The organism is Segatella oris (assembly GCF_900637655.1).
In the GTDB taxonomy this organism is placed as follows: Bacteria; Bacteroidota; Bacteroidia; order Bacteroidales; family Bacteroidaceae; genus Prevotella; species Prevotella oris.
The window spans coordinates 1,020,054-1,039,181 of the sequence record NZ_LR134384.1; the positions used below are offsets into that span (position 1 = coordinate 1,020,054).

At 42.2% G+C, this 19,128-nt stretch carries 12 protein-coding genes; 4 read left to right on the forward strand and 8 right to left on the reverse strand.

Annotated features, from left to right (window positions below; genetic code table 11):
- Nucleotides 1-13: 13 nt before the first annotated feature.
- From EL210_RS04185 to EL210_RS04210, 6 genes are all read right to left on the reverse strand, one after another.
- Nucleotides 14-1,411, reverse strand: coding sequence for an MFS transporter (locus tag EL210_RS04185; RefSeq protein WP_004375337.1), 1,398 nt, complete (start codon nt 1,409-1,411; stop codon nt 14-16).
- A gap of 769 nt (nt 1,412-2,180) precedes the next feature.
- The gene (locus EL210_RS04190) at nt 2,181-3,206 is read right to left on the reverse strand and encodes a bifunctional methionine sulfoxide reductase B/A protein (RefSeq protein WP_018920238.1); all 1,026 of its coding nucleotides are present in this window, start codon (nt 3,204-3,206) and stop codon (nt 2,181-2,183) included.
- 344 nt (nt 3,207-3,550) lie between these two features.
- Nucleotides 3,551-3,640, reverse strand: a complete 90-nt coding sequence (locus tag EL210_RS14015) for a hypothetical protein (protein WP_018920237.1) — start codon at nt 3,638-3,640, stop codon at nt 3,551-3,553.
- 292 nt (nt 3,641-3,932) lie between these two features.
- Nucleotides 3,933-4,472: an RNA methyltransferase gene (locus EL210_RS04200; RefSeq protein ID WP_004375333.1), complete on the reverse strand. Its 540-nt coding sequence runs from the start codon at nt 4,470-4,472 to the stop codon at nt 3,933-3,935.
- Nucleotides 4,469-4,885 carry a SufE family protein gene (locus EL210_RS04205; protein WP_004375332.1) on the reverse strand — a complete coding sequence of 139 codons (417 nt, stop codon included), beginning with the start codon at nt 4,883-4,885 and terminating at the stop codon, nt 4,469-4,471. The genes EL210_RS04200 and EL210_RS04205 overlap by 4 nt, the downstream gene beginning before the upstream one ends.
- A 185-nt stretch (nt 4,886-5,070) precedes the next feature.
- Nucleotides 5,071-6,324, reverse strand: a complete 1,254-nt coding sequence (locus EL210_RS04210) for a peptidase U32 family protein (protein ID WP_018920236.1) — start codon at nt 6,322-6,324, stop codon at nt 5,071-5,073.
- On the opposite strand from EL210_RS04210, the gene EL210_RS04215 reads away from it, so the two are divergent.
- The 4 genes from EL210_RS04215 to EL210_RS04235 all read left to right on the forward strand — a co-directional run bounded on the left by EL210_RS04215 (nt 6,323) and on the right by EL210_RS04235 (nt 11,418).
- Nucleotides 6,323-7,369 carry a C1 family peptidase gene (locus EL210_RS04215; protein ID WP_018920235.1) on the forward strand — a complete coding sequence of 349 codons (1,047 nt, stop codon included), beginning with the start codon at nt 6,323-6,325 and terminating at the stop codon, nt 7,367-7,369. The two genes, EL210_RS04210 and EL210_RS04215, sit on opposite strands and share 2 nt — an antisense overlap.
- A 603-nt stretch (nt 7,370-7,972) precedes the next feature.
- Nucleotides 7,973-8,896 (forward strand): DNA adenine methylase, encoded by a 924-nt coding sequence (locus tag EL210_RS04225; RefSeq protein WP_018920234.1) that lies wholly within the window; start codon nt 7,973-7,975, stop codon nt 8,894-8,896.
- Between the two features lie 10 nt (nt 8,897-8,906).
- Nucleotides 8,907-11,234, forward strand: coding sequence for a DGQHR domain-containing protein (locus EL210_RS04230; protein WP_018920233.1), 2,328 nt, complete (start codon nt 8,907-8,909; stop codon nt 11,232-11,234).
- 1 nt (nt 11,235) lies between these two features.
- On the forward strand, nt 11,236-11,418 hold the full coding sequence (locus EL210_RS04235; protein WP_004375326.1) for a hypothetical protein: 183 nt from the start codon (nt 11,236-11,238) through the stop codon (nt 11,416-11,418).
- 1,627 nt (nt 11,419-13,045) lie between these two features.
- Here EL210_RS04235 and EL210_RS04245 read toward each other — a convergent pair.
- Both EL210_RS04245 and EL210_RS04250 read right to left on the reverse strand, forming a co-directional pair.
- Nucleotides 13,046-15,139, reverse strand: a complete 2,094-nt coding sequence (locus EL210_RS04245) for a galactose-1-epimerase (RefSeq protein WP_018920232.1) — start codon at nt 15,137-15,139, stop codon at nt 13,046-13,048.
- Nucleotides 15,139-19,092, reverse strand: a complete 3,954-nt coding sequence (locus EL210_RS04250; RefSeq protein WP_018920231.1) for a two-component regulator propeller domain-containing protein — start codon at nt 19,090-19,092, stop codon at nt 15,139-15,141. The genes EL210_RS04245 and EL210_RS04250 overlap by 1 nt, the downstream gene beginning before the upstream one ends.
- Nucleotides 19,093-19,128: the final 36 nt, after the last annotated feature.

Here is a 19,128-nt window from a genome sequence, read left to right on the forward strand (position 1 = left end):
GATAATGTCAAATTTACTTGTCTTCTTTCTGTGTTTTCTTTGCTAAATACTGTTCCTCACGATAGGTCAAGCCCATGAAAAGGATAGAGAACAGACAGGCAACTATCAGAAGAATGAATGTCCAATTCCACCCGGCAGCCTCTGCCACATAGCCAATAACGATGTTGGCCAGCAGTGCCGTACCGAGCACATAGCCCATGAAACCCGTCAATCCGGCTGCTGTGCCGGCTGCATTCTTGGGTGCAAGGTCGAGCGCTTGTACGCCAATAAGCATCACGGGGCCGTAAATCAGGAAGCCGATGGCAATCAGACAGCCGATAACTACATTCACATTGTCAATGTTCTGCCAATAGACTACGATTGCAATTGCCACGAGAATCATGAAAAGAATCGTGGGTAAAGCACGGCGACCATGGAACACTTTATCTGAAAGCCAACCGCAAATGATGGTTCCGGGAATAGCTGCCATCTCATAGGCAAAGTAGGCCCAACCTGCACTTTTGATGTCGATGCCGCGCTCGGTAAGGATAGTCGGTGCCCAATCTAAACAGCCATAGCGCACCATATAGACGAAAGCGTTGGCAAAAGCTATGTACCAAAGAAACTTATTGCTCAATACAATCTTGAAGATTTCCTTCGTAGAGAGCACTTCTTCAGCTTTTTCAGAGTAGTTCTTTGAAGCCGAACCACTCCATTTCTCAATGGAAGGCAGACCGCAAGACTGTGGTGTATCGCGTATCATGCTATAGGCTAACAAGGCTATCAGAATAGCCACAGCAGCCGGGAATGCATAAGTTCCGATAAGGAAATAACGCTCTTGGTCAGCACCATAGAAGCAGGAACCGAACCAAAGTGCACCATAAACGGCCATCGGCCCTACCAATGCACCGCCCACATTATGGGCACAGTTCCAGAACGACATCCAAGTGCCGCGCTCTTTAATCGAGAACCAGTGAGTCATCACGCGTCCGCAAGGGGGCCAGCCCATACCATTGAACCAACCGACAAGGAAGTTAAGCACAGCCATCAGCAGGATAGCAAGCGACTTGTGATCGGCACCTATCCATTGAATTGGTACAATCATAAAGAGCATTGAAACTGCTGCCATGATCAAACCCAATGGCAGGAACGTGCGTGCATTACTGCGATCGGAGATGCTCGCCATAATAAATTTCGAGAAACCATAGGCGATAGCATTCATCGAAAGCACGATACCAAGCTCTCCTTTGTCAAATCCAAAGTTGGCAAGCATTGGGATTGCCATTGAAAAGTTCTTGCGAACAACGTAGAATCCGGCATATCCAATGAATATACCTAAAAAGACTTGCCAACGCAGCTTCTTGTATCTGGCGTCAGCTTCCGGGCCTGTCTGCTCTGCTTTATAGGCCGGTGGGGTTAATAGTTTCCACATAATCGATTTTTATTGTTTTTAGTTTTATTGCTTTGTACTCACTGTCAGCCGACAACACCTTCAGGGAGTTTATCATCCCTTAACGGCAAGTCATCTGCACATTAGCTGTTCATGTCAGAGCCGTTTGCTTTATTTGTTTTTGCCAAGTATTATCTAAGTCAGGCAGTTTCTTTTCTCACAGCATGATGGTTTCATTTCGGAATAATCTTAAAGACTTTCGCTTACACAAATAAGTGCATATGTTTCATATGAAAACAAAGATAAAGTATTTATATTAATAACATGTAATTCCTTAACATTTTTTATGAAGTTATTCACTAAAACACGTTCTTTCTTCTTTCAAGATACCATAGGAAAGGGCTGAACAGCAGCTGACAAACCTCTTTGAAGCAATAAACAAACTCTGGATTTCTGCATAAAATATGCTGCGTACACTTATCTTAAGGAAATCAAAATGGTGTTATTGCTCTTCTTATAACACCTATAAACGAAAAATGTGTAAATATTCGTTGCAAATATTTACACATTATCTTTGTGAAGCTTTCAATTCAAAACTAAAGTCATTCTCACTTCAAATCCGTGCTTTCTTTCAGCAAGTAGCAACGTATTGACTAACAATATGTTACAAGAAAAGCGCTTAGTTACAATGTAAGATCACGTAGAACGGCATTGTCATCTGCGTCAAATGACCACGCAACTTGCGTCAGATGAGCCTGCAACTTGCGTCATATTACCGTGCATTTTGAGTCAAATGACCGCGCTTGTCCAGTCATTTCATCTTGGCTTTCCGCGCCATTTCAAACAGGCTTTGAGGCAAATGGCAATAGCCTGTGGGGTTTTTGTCGAGATAATCCTGATGATATTCCTCGGCCGTATAGAAGTTCTTCAACGGCAACACCTCCACTCTGAGCGGCTGCTTGAAATGTTTTTGCTGTTCCTTCATCACTGCTTCGATGGTTGGAAGATCGCTTTTGTCGACATAATAAATCCCCGTTCGGTATTGTGTTCCGCGGTCGTTTCCCTGCTTGTTCAGTGAAGTGGGGTCAATAGCCTTAAAATAAAGGTCGAGCAAGAACGTCAGACTCACTACTGTCGGGTCGTATTCCACATGCACAGCCTCGGCAAACCCCGTTGCATCTGTACACACCTCTTTATATGTAGGATGAGTAGTGTTACCGTTGGCATAGCCTACTTGCGTAGCCTTCACACCCTCTATCTGCTTCAGGAAATGCTCTGTTCCCCAGAAACAACCGCCGGCAAGATAGATGTTTCGCAACGGATGGAGCAACTTCAGATAGGCACCATAGCCTGCTTTTTCCATTTCCTGCTCAGGAATGAAGCGCAAAGCACCGCTGTTGATGCAATAACGTTGACCGCCTTTTTCGCGTGGGCCATCGTTGAACACATGCCCCAAATGGGCATTGCCAAGTTTACTCTTCACCTCCGTACGCGTCATTCCATGCGACAGATCCGTATGCTCGGCTATCAAATCATCGCTGATAGGCCGCGAGAAGGCAGGCCACCCACAGCCTGAATCATATTTATCAGAAGACAGAAACAAGGGTTGCCCCGTGGTGATATCCACATAAATTCCCGGTCTGAACTCGTGATCGTAGGCATTGGTAAAGGGGCGTTCGGTTGCAGCCTCTTGCGTAATGGCATACTGTTCGGCTGTGAGCATCTTGCGAAGCTTTGCTTCATCAGGTCTCACGTATTGGTTGGTGTCATCAATTTTCATAGACTTCGTTTTATGATCTGTTGGGTTCTGCCCATTGCTTTGACAGGAAAAAAGCATCAAGGCGCATACTAAGAAAAAGACATGCACAGGTTGCATGAGTTCTATGTGTTGTAGTTTACATCTTTTCATATTGCAAGTTTTTTGGTTATAATATTAGTTTTGGGAAAGTAATACGTAGTGATTTTTCTTGAATAAGACCTGCTTCGTGTCGTTTCTCCCTGAATTGTCCGGCAAGATAGAAAGCTTTAGGCCTTACGTTCAAATAGTTTCACTCTGGCATTTCCTCACATCCACACCTTTCATTCAATAGCTCATCGAATGAAATACAATTCATAATTCTTTCTTTTTTCTCTTTTTTCATCATACAAGTCCTTTTTACCTTTAAAACATTATTTATCTTATCACTCTGCCATTTTTAGCTCCTTAAATGGCGTTTTCTTTGTTTTCTTCTGAAAACCTTGGAAGAATGCCACAATAGCATCTGTTTTCATACAACAGAACACCCTGTAGATATTCTTTCATATTCTGTACATCTTTCATAAAGATCATCTGGACTTTCCATGTCTTAAAAGAACTTTGAAAGGATAACCTTCATGTTTTCAATCATATATAAAGAATAGATAATCTTATTACGAATGCCTCTCGGCTGTGTAATATGAAATTCCTTGAAATATGATTAATCCAATTTTACACGCTGTATCTTACCTAAGATGTTGATAGCTTATGTGGCAAAGATAAGTAATTAAATCACAAATCCCAAATATTTTCTTATAAATTCACATTTCAAAACAGCATTTTCCTTACAAATTCCCACATCACAATACCCGCTGTAGTGCTGACGTTGAGACTGTGCTTCGTACCGAATTGTGGGATTTCCAGACAGCCGTCGCTCATGTCTATAACCTGTTGTTTGACGCCTTTCACCTCGTTTCCCATGATGACGGCATAGCCCTTGGAAGTCAACGGCTTATCAATTGTAAGTTCTTGCAGCATCGTACTGCCCTCCACTTGCTCTATGCTATAGACAAAGTAGCCGTCATGATGCAATGCTTCCACGGCCTCTTCTGTGCGTTCGAAGTATTTCCAAGCCACACTATCTTCGCCTCCAAGAGCCGTTTTATGAATTTCGGCATTCGGCGGAGTGGCAGTAATTCCACAGAGATAAACAGCCTCTATGCGGAAAGCATCACCCGAACGAAACACACTCCCCACGTTATACAGACTGCGCACATCATCCAGAACAACTACCAACGGCAGCTTTTCGGCCTCTTTAAACTCGTCGATTGAGAGGCGTTTCATCTCTATTGTGCGTAGCTTCCTCATGCGTTTGCGTAAACCAAGGCATAGGCCTTGATGCGTTTTACCATTGCCAAAAGACCGTTACTGCGCGTTGGACTAAGGTGTTCGCGCAAACCAATACGGTCGATGAAATACAGGTCGGCATCGAGGATTTCCTTTGCCGTGTGCCCGCTGAGCACCTGTATCAGCAATGCGATGATACCCTTCACGATGAGTGCATCGCTATCCGCCGTGAAGAAAAGTCGCCCTTCTTTCACGTCACATTGTATCCAAACACGACTCTGGCAGCCGTCTATCAGGTTGCTGTCATTCTTATGTTGCTCATCAAGTGCATCTAATTCGCTGCCCAAGTCAATGAGCATCTGGTATTTATCCATCCAATCGGTGAAGTCATTGAACTCTTCAATCACTTCATCTTGAGCTTCGTTGATTGTCATAATATATATGTCTCTCCTCCGATCCCTTCCCGAAAAGGGAGGGTGTGATATGCTTAGGAAGGAGAAAAACGTTTATTTGTTTATTTAATTGCTTTAATGTTTCCTATTTACAACTTTCATAAGCGTAAGTCAATCTATCCCTTTTTCTCTCTGGAGAGTAGGTAGAGAGAATCCCAACGGGATTGTTATGCTTTCGCAGTTTGTATTAATTTATAAATCTTATCACTCGGTCTGACTTTCCCCGTGACAGGAATTGAAACCCTTGTACCTTGTTCTGCTTTCTCTACAGGCTGCAGATCGTAGCGGATTTCATCGGCCGTGAGATACATTACTCCCGTTGTAGGCCCTGTGATAAGCAGCTTGTCGCCTTTCTTGAAATCGGTAGCTTCAACGGCAACTTCAGCCACACCAAGTTTTGAAAAGTATTTCATGATCTTGCCGATGAGCACTTTCTTCTCAGTAGCTGCACTGCCATAGTTTCGGTTCCACTCTCCAAGTCTCTTCCCTTGATAGTATCCATCCCAGAAGCCTCGATTGAAAACGGTAGCTAACCGCTCATCCCATTCGTCTTTCTTTGCTTCTGTACATGTGCCATTGAGCACTGACTCAATAGCCTCTTTGTAACATCTGACAACGGTATACACGTATTCCGGGCCACGCGCACGCCCCTCTATCTTGAACACTCTGACGCCCGCTTCCATCATTTTATCTATGAATCGCACCGTCTTCAAGTCCTTCGGACTCATGATATACTTATTGTCTATCTCCAATTGATTGCCTGTTTCGTTATCTGTTACGGTGTAGGAGCGACGGCATATCTGTACACATTCTCCGCGATTAGCCGACCGATTGGCGTCAGCAAGACTCAAATAGCACTTCCCGCTCACGGCCATACACAGCGCACCATGACAGAACATCTCTATCCGAACCTGCTTTCCCATTGGCCCACAGATGTTCTCTTGCACGATAGCTTCATGGATTTTCTTCACCTGTTCCATGTTAAGTTCGCGGGCAAGCACACTGACATCAGCAAACTTACTGTAGAACTTCAGCGCCTCGATGTTCGATATATTGAGTTGTGTCGACAGATGAACTTCCTCGCCTACCTCGTTGCAATAGGTCATAACAGCCACGTCACTGGCAATTACAGCGCTGATACCTGCGTCCTTTGCAGCGTCGATAATCTCGCGCATCGTGGTCAGATCATCGTCATAAATCACCGTGTTGACGGTCAGATAAGTCTTGATGCCGTGAGCATTACACGTGGAGGCAATCTCTCTCAAATCGTCTATCGTAAAGTGATTGGCCGAATGGGAGCGCATATTCAACTTGCCGATACCGAAATAAACGGAGTCAGCACCGGCCTGAATTGCTGCAGAAAGGCTCTCACGTGAGCCTACCGGAGCCATTACTTCAAAATCAGTTATTTTCCCTTTCATGCCTGCAAAATTAATCATTTTCTTCGTAACTTTGCAGCATATGAAGAAAATAGTTGGTTATATAATATGTAGCGTGCTGCTGTTCTCGGCCTGTTCGCAACCGAAGAAAACGCAAAAGCGAAATCCATTCGTCACGGAGATATGCCTCAAGACAACGCCCATGAAAGACCAGGGACGCAGCAGCCTGTGCTGGCTGTATGCCATGTTAGCCACCATTGAGACCAATCATCTCATGCAGGGCGACTCGGTCAACCTCAGCACCGATTATGTTGCACGCCAGCTTCTCATGGAAAGTGCACGCCGTTATTACCTCTCACGCGGCACAACTCCAATCAATATGCGTGGCATGGGCACGCGACTTCTCACGCTGATCCAAACCTACGGAGCGGTTCCTTTCGATGCCTATCACGCCTATCATCCTGTGAACTACAACGTCGTTGCACGCAAACTGCAACTCGCTTCGCGCTCAACCACCAATTTTAACCACCTTGACAGCCGCGCGAACAGCATTCTTGACGAGGCCGTCGGCTATCTGCCGGGACCGAAAGTCTACATGCTCGGCGCCGAATATACGCCTTTGGAATTTGCCCACAGCGTATGCCAAGAGGATGAATATCAAGCTATCACGAGTTTCACTCATCATCCTTTCGGCAGTCATTTCGTGCTCGAAGTGCCCGACAATGTGAACAACGACCGCGTACTTAACATGTCCTTAGACGCGATGATGCAGTTCATCGTCACCCGACTGCGCAGTGGAAGGGCCGTGTTTTGGGAGGGTGACGTCTCTTCTCCGGGCTTCGATGAGGCCTCGGGAATAGCAAAAATAGCATTGAGAAACGTCACGCAACAGCAGCGCCAGCGGGCTTTCGAGCATCGACAGACTACCGATGACCACGCACTTGCACTCATCGGAATTGCTCACGACTGCCAAGGTCAGCGCTATTTCATTGCGAAAAACTCCTGGGGTACAGCCAACCGCTTCCATGGTTTCCTTTATCTCAGCGAGGATTATCTTCGAATGAACACGGTACTGATTGTAGGATGAAACCTCCGCAGGCCTTTTCTTGCAAGCGAACAGGAAGCAAAAATGTTTAGATTTTATCAGTAAATATGACAGCTCCCTCGTTTTTTCATAGTTCATTGTAAACTATTTGTCACCAAAGACTGTCGCATTTACTAATTTAAGCTACAATTTGCTGTTATTTTTTGCGTTTGTTGCAAAGTTATATTGTTTTCGTTGAAATTGCAAATAAAAACATACACAAAAACACTTTGCTACAATCTTTTATGCTTATAAAACATAAACGATAAAGAAAACACTATTAATATACTGACATTTTATAGGAAAAAACGCTTAATGTTATGGATTTCCAGGATTATTTAATAACTTTGTAACACATATTATCATACGAAACATATAACAATGGGAAATCGTATAAAAGTAGTTCTTGTCGACAGAAAGAAAACAAACAAATGGTTATCGGAACAACTTGGAGTATCTACAGTAAGTAAATGGTGCACAAATACAAGTCAGCCACTGTTAGAGACGTTTAAATAGCAGAGCTCCTTAAAGCTAATATAAATGAACTACTAAGACTTGAAAAGTGATAATTAAACAAAACCATTTCGGCTTAATTTCTAAAGAATTATGGTAGTAAAAAATAATCAGCAAAAATTAAAAGTTACAAAACCTTTCGTAAAATGGGCTGGAGGAAAAGGCTCACTTGTTAAACACCTTTCAGCTCATTTACCTGATAATTTCCGTGACAAGAGGAATGTTACGTATGTTGAGCCTTTTGTTGGTGGTGGTGCAATGTTATTTTATATGCTTACACATTTTACAAATATCCGTAGAGTTGTTATTAACGATGTAAATGAAGATTTGATTTTTTGCTACAAGCTCATTAAAAATACTCCTCAAACACTTATTGAACAACTGAAGCGAATTGCTAATGAATACTTACAGTTATCAAATATGGACGAAAAATCACGTTATTATTATAAGGTGCGTGACAAATACAATAGCAAGGAAACAATAGATGAAGAAAAAGCGGCATATTTTATGTTCTTAAACAAGACCTGTTTTAATGGCTTGTATAGAGTTAATACCTGCGGTAAATTCAATGTTCCATTTGGAAAATACAAGAATCCGACAATATGTGATGACAAACTTATATTGGCTGACCATGAATTACTTAAAAAAGTGGATATCTATGCAGGGGATTATAGTGAGATTATGAGGTTTTTAGGAAAAGGTTATAACTATATTTACATAGACCCACCATATCGTCCGCTATCAGGGACAGCATACTTTAAAGAATACTCTCATAACGTATTTGATGACAAAGAGCAAGAAAAACTAAAAATTTTCTGCGATATAATGACGGCTCGTGGATGTAAAATCATGCAGAGCAACTCAAACTCTATGGATGATGATGGTGAATCTTATTTTGCGAAACTCTATCAAGGATATCACATAACTCAGATAGAAGCTCATAGATACATAAATGCCCATGTAGGCAAGAGGAATAAAGAAACAGAATTACTCATCATGAACTATAACAATAAATAAGCATAAACATATGGCATTCTTAACACCATCTCAAATCCAGAGCATAAAAGAACATATGACGGAAGACCTATCTGTTCTTACAAAGAAATTCAAAGCCAAGAAAACTCCTTATGAAACAAGGAGTATCTCTTTGAATGAATTAGATGACTACCTTCATGAAGGATGGGAAGAGGTATCTACTTCTAAACATAAAGCTAAGATTCAAAAACTTAAACCAACAGGTATGCGTTTTGAAGATGATATCTGGTGCATGTTCTATAATCTCGGATTCAGAATATTGAATTATGATGAAAATTTGAGTATTCAATGGAACAATAATTCAGAAGATAAGCACCAACTTGATGTCGTAGCAGTTGGTGAAGAAGCTATTTTTGTTGTAGAATGCAAGGCTACTGAAAATATTCGACAAGCTTCTTTCAAGAAAGAGATAGGAGAAATGTGTCTTTACAAAGAAGGAGTTATGCATACTTTAAAGGAAATTTATGGCCGAGGGAAAAAGGTGAAGTTTATCTTCGCCACAAGGAATTATACTTTTTCTGATGGTTGTGACGATGAAAAGCGCTTAAATGAAAATAAGATCTTTCAGTTTACGGATAATACATATGACTATGTTAACAGTTTAATAAAGTCATACAAATCGACTGTGATATATCAGTTCTATGGTCTAATGTTCCAGCATGAAAGAATAAACAACGACAAGTTTCGTATCCCTGCACTTCGTGGTAGTATGGGAGGTCACGAATACTATATGCTGTCCATAGAACCTGCTAAATTGCTCAAAATAGGATTCGTACTACATAGAACAAAAGTAAATACTCAGATCTCAATGCCCACTTATCAGCGACTACTCGTTCCTTCAAGACTTAAAGGAATTGGTGAGTTTATTGATAAGGGTGGTTATTTTCCCAACACTGTTATCGTTAATTTTGACAATTCAAACAAGAAGAACAGAGTACAGTTTGAAGTTGCAAGAGGTACTGATGATACGAAAACGAAATTGGGATACCTAACTATTCCAAATGCGTATTGCATTGCGTATATCATAGACGGCCAACATCGTGTTTATGGTTATGCCAACTCAAAATATAAGGATACCAATACCATACCTGTTGTAGCATTTAACGGTTTACCTTCTGATGAGCAGTTAAAGATATTTATGGATATCAATGAACATCAGAAAGCTGTAAGTCCTGGCTTGCGTCTTGATTTAAATGAGGATCTCAACTGGAACTCACCTCGTCTTGATTCCAGGCTTAAAGCCTTACGTTCATCTATTATCAAACAATTAGCTGCAGGAAATAATAGTGTTCTGGCAAGAAAAATTTCTATTGGTGAGGATACTGCAAAGCTCACTTTCAAGCCTTTTGATACTGCGTTATTGCAGTCTTCCTTACTTCCTAGAACGACCTCAAAAGAGTTTACCAAACATACCGATGTCTGTCTTTATAATACGAAATGTGTAGAGCATAATAAGGCTATGAACGATTCGCAGAAACGTATATCAAACCTTATTAAGGACTGTTATGCCTATGTTTACTACAAAATGAATGATGGGCATGCTGACGAATATGAGAAATTTATAGAATGTAATCGTGGTACATATGCGTTCGTATCCCTTATCTCCTCATTCAATGAACACCTCATTCATCAGAACGCTCTTTCCCAAGAATCCAGCACAAAGGAACAGATCGAGAAAATGTCTCCTTATCTTGATGCTTTGATTGACTACATCTGCGAGATGCCAGCAGAAGACAAAAGTCAGATTCTACTCATAAAGGGAGCAGGAGCAGACACTTTGTGGCTCAGAAAATATCAGAACGCGATTCGTCAACATATACCTTCGTACAATCCGGAAGGTTTGGATGCATGGCTTGAAACCCAGGATAAAGGGCTTCAAGAAGATGGTAAGTCGTGTGGTAAACTTATAGAAAAGAAAGTAAAGTCTATAGTGCTTCACAAATTGGAAGATTTGTATGGAAGTACATGGGAAAATCAAATCAAGTCCATAAAGGGAAGATGTCTCATGCGAATGGATGATAGCGAAGACGAAGTTCAGAATTGGACAGATTATTTGAACTTGCAAGATTTCAAAGAAATCATCGATAATAAATGGCATACTCAAAAAGAAAACGACGAGAATTTTATTACATTTGAAAAGGAGTTTTCTATTCAAGTAACAGAAGCATTTAGAACAAAGTCAGATAGAATTAAATGGCTAAACGACCTTATATCGTTTAGTAAGTCTTGGACAACAACTAAAGGTCGCGCTCTGACTTTAGCTGAAGTTAATGAAATAAGGACAATCCTGCAATCGCTTACTCCAACAGATAGTATATAATATGGATTTCAAAGAGTTTTACCAGCAAGACGTCATATTACGTAATTACCAGCAAAAAGCTAAAAAAGAAATCTTCCGTTGGTGGAATGTTGCCGATAACATTCTATACCAGATACCTACTGATACAAGTAAAATTCGTTTATTCACATCTATTATCCGCGACATTAACGTATGGGGACTTTAATATAACATCTTTTTCTGTATACTCATAATAGCTCACAAAAGTGAACTTATAAAACAATATTCTAATAGTTTGTCACAACATACAGAATCGACCATGGAGTTTTACTGGAACCATGAAAGAGATGCATGAGCTGACAAAACTAATACAGGTTACATCCATACAAACAATAACACACCCTGCTATTTGGTTGCTATTGTTATTGATAGCTATTCTAATACTTTTCCATCAATATGTGAGATATCGTCTCACATATTGATTTATTTAATAAATCCTATTTATCGCAAGTAAGACATTTAACCTTAGAGCTACCATGATACAATCCTGTTGACTATTACTATGTCGAGCTCACAAAGGAGAATACCTTCGGTGATAATCCAGATGAAAGGAATTACTTGAAAACTCTTAGGGTCAAATGCATCCCCTCTGTGTGTTGGGTGATGGCGCTAAAGATCTTATGTTGCAGGATGAACAGCTTTGTCTATACGGTACTGAAATTCTCACAGTTTTTACTAAGATCATCTATCTGTTCTTTGTTATAGTCTTTTATTTCTTGAACAGCAGTATCTATTAGACTAGACTTTACACTGGTTGCTTCCAGAATCTTAATTACTACCAGAATAATAGCTACTGCATACCCTGCTTTCATGCAAGCTGTGACACACTTATCTTAACTACATCCTTGAGTTACCACCATATTTCTGAGTCTTAGTAGTGTCATGTATGAGCTCATACAAAGACTGTGGTATATCAACATGGTAATCGCTGTTCATTTACTTTTTATCGCGGTATAAATATGGAACATAGAACGCAAAATCGAGGAAAACAAGGAATCGATAAGTATCACGAACCGCCTCAAAACGTCAAATCCATGTGACTATTTGAGTTAGATGGATTTGATTTTCGTTAACTATTTTTGTTTATCTTATCCTACTTGATTATTACAAATCAAGAGCGAACAGGAATTGTAGTGAAGAGGAAGAAGATGCAAACCTTGTATGTTTCGATTTCAAAAACAGGTAAAAACAGATACAAGCAAAAAATAAGAGAAGAGAATCGCTAAAATTAAGGTGTTTAATATAAAATATTGCTTAAAAGCTATTCGTTCCTATTATCAATGTTAGAAACAAACAACAAGACTACTTGTATTTATAAGTTTTGCAACTTGCATCAAGTTACCGCATGTTTTGAGTCATATTGCATTGTATTTTGTGTCAAGTTACAACGCAATATGAATGAAGTTACAAATCAAGAAATTTACCATTGAAAAACAATCTCTGTTTCCCTGTTTTTTTCTATATGTTCTATTGTTACTATCCCAAATTAGGGCAAAGCATCAGAATAATCCAAGTTGTCTGTCTTATGCAATGACCCTCGCATAGTATGGCAAATGGGTATCATAGCAGAATCAACGAAAGTAATCCCAGACTTCGCTCAAACGCCTTGGGATCAAGAAAGCACATGGGCAGGAAGGATATTGGACAGGAGCTGCCTACCAATGTCCATACGCTCATTTTTCAACACACGCAGATGTTTTTTTTTACGTGTTGATAAGTTCGAAAGCACGGGATTCAATTTCTCAAACAACACACGGCAGATGTTTTTTTGCGTGTTGATAAGGCTCTGTTAATTACTGCACAGAGAACTTGTATACACAATGGCTGCTATATTTTTTCCCTGTTTCGAGCCATACGTTAGGCCATTCGGGATGGTTAGGACTGTCGGGATAATGCTGTGTTTCCATGCACACGGCCGAATGTTTGGGGTAACGATAGCCATGCTTACCTGCAAAGGATGCGTCGAGAAAGTTACCTGTGTAAACCTGCATGCCCGGTTCGTTGGTAAACACCTGTAACATAATCCCCGTTTTGGGGCTATACAGCGAGGCTGCCACCGTGCTTTCATCAGGTTGTCCGTTGTGCCAAGTGTTCAAACACCAGTTATGATCAAAACCATGTGCATTGCGCGTCATGGCAAAACGTTGGTTATTGATGTCTTTGCTCAATGGTGTAGGCTTGCGGAAATCCATGGGCGTACCAGCAACTTTCAGCATTTGACCTGTAGGCATATAGGTTGTGTCGGCAGGCGTATAGCGGTCGGCATTGATATAAAGCAGTTGGTTTTCGCAGTGTTGTGAGGGATTGCCATTGAGATTGAAATACGAGTGGTTGGTCATGTTGATAACCGTTTTCTTGTCTGTTGTAGCCTCGTATCTAATGTCAATGGCGTTGTCGGCCGTGAGTGTATAACGCACAGTGGCACGCACAGTGCCGGGAAAACCATTGTCGCCATCGGGCGAAACAAGGCTCATCTCTACTGTTGAGTCGTTAAGTTGCTTGCCATCGTACACCTGATACTGCCAACCCGTAAAGCCTCCGTGCAGACAATGCCCATAATTGTTGCGAGGCAGCTGCACTGTTTTGCCGTCTACAATGATGCGTCCCTGGTTAATTCGGTTGGCATAACGCCCGATGGCTGCACCGAAATCCGACCCGAAATGCTGATAATCGGCATATTGAGCAATATTATCATAGCCTAAAACGACATCGCGCAATGTGCCACGCCTGTCGGGAACCATGATTGAAACGATGCGCGCTCCAAAGTTTGTCAGGCATACCTCCATACCCTTACTGTTAGATAGCGTATAGAGATGAGTGCGTTTACCCTCGATGTTGGCCTCAAAATCATTGGGGTACAGTCCTGAACGCGTAGCTACACCACGGTTATCAGACTTTATCACAGGAACTGTTTCATTCTTCTGAGAGTCTTTTTCCATCATCATTGAAGGCCAACCGTCAGCCCAAACTATACGGCTAAGCCATACCACCCGACCTGCATCAGGGTCGGATGCCTTAAAACCATGATAAAGCATGTAGTCGTTGCCAGCGTCATCGGTAATCAGTCCTGCATTATGTCCCGGCCCCAATACACTATCGTCTTTATCCAGCAATATGTTGTAATGGTTGTCAAGCAGACGCAGGCCGGTTTTGTCTACATATGGCCCAAAAAGACTTTTAGAGCGGCCAATGGTTATCCGGTATGTGCTGCGAGCCCCTTCACAACATGTTCCTGTCGACCCGAAGAGATAATAATACCCTCCTCGCCGCCTGATGTAAGTTGCCTCCATAAACGTTCCTGCAACCTCACGTGGCTTAGCGCCCTGCTTTACATGCAAGCCATCGGCAGTCAATTCTACACCGTAAATGCCATGAAACGAACCGAAGAAAAGGTATTTCTTACCTCCGTCTTCAATATAAAAGGGGTCAATGCAGTTTTGAATGCCAATCTGCTTGCTTGTAAACATACATCCGCGGTCGACAAAGGGACCGGCAGGATTATTGCTCACAGCAACGCCAATACCTGCATCCCATTCCCCGCCCCAGACTGATTTGGCATAGTATAGATGGTATTTACCGCCAACGCGCTGAATGTCGGGTGCCCAGATACCGCCTTTCGGCAGCCATTTGGGACGCGAATTGTCGGTAAAGGCCGTGCCCACCAACTTCCAGTCAACAAGGTTCGCCGAGTGGAAAATGGGGACATTACGCATATCCTCTGTAGCATAGAGATAGAATGTCCCATCTTCTGCACGTATCACCGTAGGATCGGGGGCACTCATGTCTATCACCGGCTGTCTGTTAGTTACAGTTTGTGCCAATGAAAACTGGAGGAATTGCGGTACGAATAAAGTCGCTGTAAGGATTGTTTTTGCTAAATGTTTCATTATTCTTTATTAAATTCTTTGGGCAAAATACCAAACTGTTCATAGAAGCATTTGGTGAAATAACTCGGACTGGAAAAGCCCACACTGTAACATACTTCGTTCACCTTCTTGTCGCCTACTTTAAGCATTTCAGCAGCCGCTTTAAGTCTTTCTATACGTATATAGTTGTTGGGCGACTGGTCTAATGTGCCACGTACCTTGCGGTTAAGACTCGTGCGACTCATATTCATCTCGGCCGCCAAGAGGTCTACATTAAAGTCGCTGTTACTTATGTTGCGCATAACGGCCGCCTTTAATCTTTCCAAGAACTCGGCGTCGGCAGGACTGATAGAGGCAGATGATGCCGAAACAAATGGCGAAGTAGCATACATCTTCTTTATTTCCTCGCGTTGCCGTAACAGGTTTTGCACAGTTTGTGAAAGGAAATCCATGGAGAAAGGCTTCACAATATACGCATCTGCACCACTTTCCATTCCCTCCATCTTACCTCGTTCAGAGGTAACGGCCGTTAATATGATTACAGGAATATGTGAAAGGTCGACATTGTACTTGATACGACGACATAGTTCCATACCGTCCATGGGTTCCATCATCACGTCAGTAACCACAAGGTTAACATTGTTATACTCCATTTGCAGTAAAGCACTTTCTCCATCGGTGGCCGTAATAATATTGTATTCTCTTTCTAAACATCGCTTTTCATACTGCAGCATCTGCACATTATCTTCAACCAGCAGCAGCGTATATGGTTTAGCCTGCGCTTCCTGTATAGTTTCAGGTTCAGCTTTCACTGTTGTTACGTCTCCCTTTCCATTAGCATCCAGTCTTACAGGGACCTCTTGTACCAAGGGTAAGGTAAGCACAAACACGTTCGTATCGGTTTCATTTCCCATACGTAGGTGACCATTATGCAGCTCGGCCAGTGAACGAGCGAGGGCCAAGCCAATGCCTGTGCCCGATGTGGAGTGCTCGGCAGTATCAATACGGAAGAAAGGTTCGAAAATCCTTTCACGCAGTTCCATAGGGATAATATTGCCATCGTTAGCCACGATGAAGAATAGTTGCGTATCATCGGTTTTCAATGTCACAGAGACATACGATAGACAGTACTTCACAGCATTATTAATCAGATTGCTTACGATCTTGGTAAACCCTTCATGGTCAACATATCCATGTAGGTTACTTTGCAGAGAGAGCGTGGCATTGATATTCTTCTCACGCATTACCGAGCAAAATCTGTTATAAACATCGGTAACTATCTTCGTAAGGTTGCAATATTCGAAATTCAGACGCAAGCCATCTTTCTCTGTCTTGCGAAAATCTAATAGCTGATTTATCAGATCGGTAAGCCTCCGCGTATTTTCATACATGATATTGAGGTCGTCTTTGACATCATTGTCTTTTACTTTCTGCGTGCTGAGAATATTCTCTAAGGGACCTAAAATCAGTGTAAGCGGTGTCCGTATCTCGTGCGCCACGTTGGTAAAGAAGTGTATCTTGCTCTGGTATAGTTCCTGTTCTTTACGCGTTTCGAAAGCTTCCATAGCCAGCTGGCGACGTGTTTCGGAGCGGTGGTTCCAATAACGCATTAGCAACCATATTAAAATACTGAGCAAAACTACATAAAACAGTTTAGCCCAGAAGGAAAACAGAAAAAACGGACGCACATCAATGTCTAACTTGTACACATTGGGGTAGGTCTTTCCATTCTGGTCTTTCATACGCACTATTAGCTGATAAGAACCGGCAGGCAAATTGGCATAAGTCATGAAGAAGTCTGCCCCCAACGGTTGCCAGTCTTTGTCGAAACCTTCAAGCTTATACTCTAACGAACCCCAATTCTGTCTTGAATAGCTCAAGGGTACAACATGTAATCTAAAAGCATTTTGATTGTAGGCCAATGATAACTTATGGGTAAACACGATGTTCTTTTCCAAAGGTGTATCCTTCGTGAAATTATCCACGTGTTCGTTCCCTATATATAGGTCGGTAGCAACAAGTCGGGGTACGCGCTGTTCTTTTTTAAAAGCCGAGGGTGAAAAACGCACAATACCACTAAGACTTCCAAAATAAATACGCCCACGCTTATCAATGAGAGAAGAGTTATAGTTAAACTGGTTATCGAGTAACATCGTACGGTTATTATAGGTGCGCACGTCGCCATTATGAGGATCGTAGCGTACGAAACCGGCATAACCCGAAAGCCAAAATACTCCATCGCGATCTTCCTCTATGCGGAAGAAAGTAGACGTACTGTTAAGAATTCCTTGCTGCAAGGATTTGAAACGGTGAGTCAGAAAATTAAACTTACACACACCTCCTCCCTGCGTTGTCACCCAAATATTTCCATTACTGTCTTCAAATATACTCAGGGCCTTGTTTGATGTAAGTCCCGATTGGGTTGCTTTAAAGTTTTCCCATCGGCCATTATGCCGCATAAATACGCCATTGGTCTGTGTGGCTAACCACAGATTCCCATGCGAATCAAAACTTACATCATTGATGAGCACAGGAGGAACAGCCCTGTCATAGATAAAGGTCTGGGTACTGGCGTTGTAAGTACACAGACCACGTATGGTACCAAGGCACATTACGCCCTGCGGTGAACGCGCTATACTGAAGATTGTGTTATCGTGAAGCGATCCCTGACGACCGTCAGCCTTGAATGTTTTCACAAGTCGATGGGTATGGGTATCAATGATTCGCAAGCCCGAAGCAAATGTGCCCACCCACAATTCATTATCATTTACACAAAGACCATGTATATTAGGGAATGCATTGCTATCCACAATATAGCTAAACGTTTCATTATCAGGATCCATACAGTTCAGCCCACTATCTTCTGTCCCTATCCATATCTTCCCTTGTTTGTCCATAACCATTTCGCGCACACGACGCCCATGTAATCCATTCTCACTGCCTTGCGGTACGAAACGTTCAAAGATGGGATGTATGGCAGGTAGGTAGTTTAGTCCACCAAAATAAGAACCTGCCCATAAACCACCCTCACGGTCTTTATAGAGACAATAGAGCGGATTGTCGGATATGGAAAATGGATCCATGGGATTATAAGTGAAGTGCTGTGTAGCATGAGTGTCTATATTATAGACCAACATTCCCTGCTCGGTTGCCGCCCATATCTCATGATGGCTTAAAATAAGATTACGTACGAAAAGTTCCTTACCCCCTACACTTGCAACTACAGGTTGAAAACTGTGGTGCGCAGCATCTATGAGCGAAAGTCCCTGCTTATCGGTGCCGATGGCATAACATCCATTACCCAAGGAAAGTATAGCCGACACGATATTGTCAGCAAAGGGAGTCTTCCCATCTTGTGTGCGAAAGGGTGTGAGCGTGCGAAAAGCGTAATTGGTGGTGTATAGTCCACCACCGAAAAGTCCGAGCCACACTGTCCCATCATCGTCAATGGACATGCCTGCAACGTTGGGATAGCCTTTCAATCGAAAGTGTGAAAGACGGTTATGGCGCAGGTCGTAACAGAAAACACCCTGTTCGTTAGCCGTGATATAAATCTTATCGCCATGACCCTTTATCACGTTCACCATGTTAGTAATACTCTCTCCATCGGCACTGCGCTTATCGAAGCGGGAGAAAGAGTCGGTAAATGGATTATAAATCCATACGCCACAATCGGTTCCCACCCATATCCTGCCATTGGCATCCTCGAAAAGCGCATTAATATAACTACTGCCAAGGCTATGTCCGTCGGGATGACTGTAATACCATTTAAATAAAGTGCCATCATAACGATTAAGTCCTGATTTCGTACCTATCCACATCAGGCCTGTCCGATCTTGCAAGATGGCAAGCACAGTACTTTGCGACAATCCTGACTCCACGCCAATATGCCTGAACAGAATGTTGCCCCTGCCTGTCATACCGATAGACAGAAGCAATGTCATAATCATCAATCTTACTATCTTCATCTGCATAAGTTTGTTGTGTAAAGGTACGAATTTATTCAAACA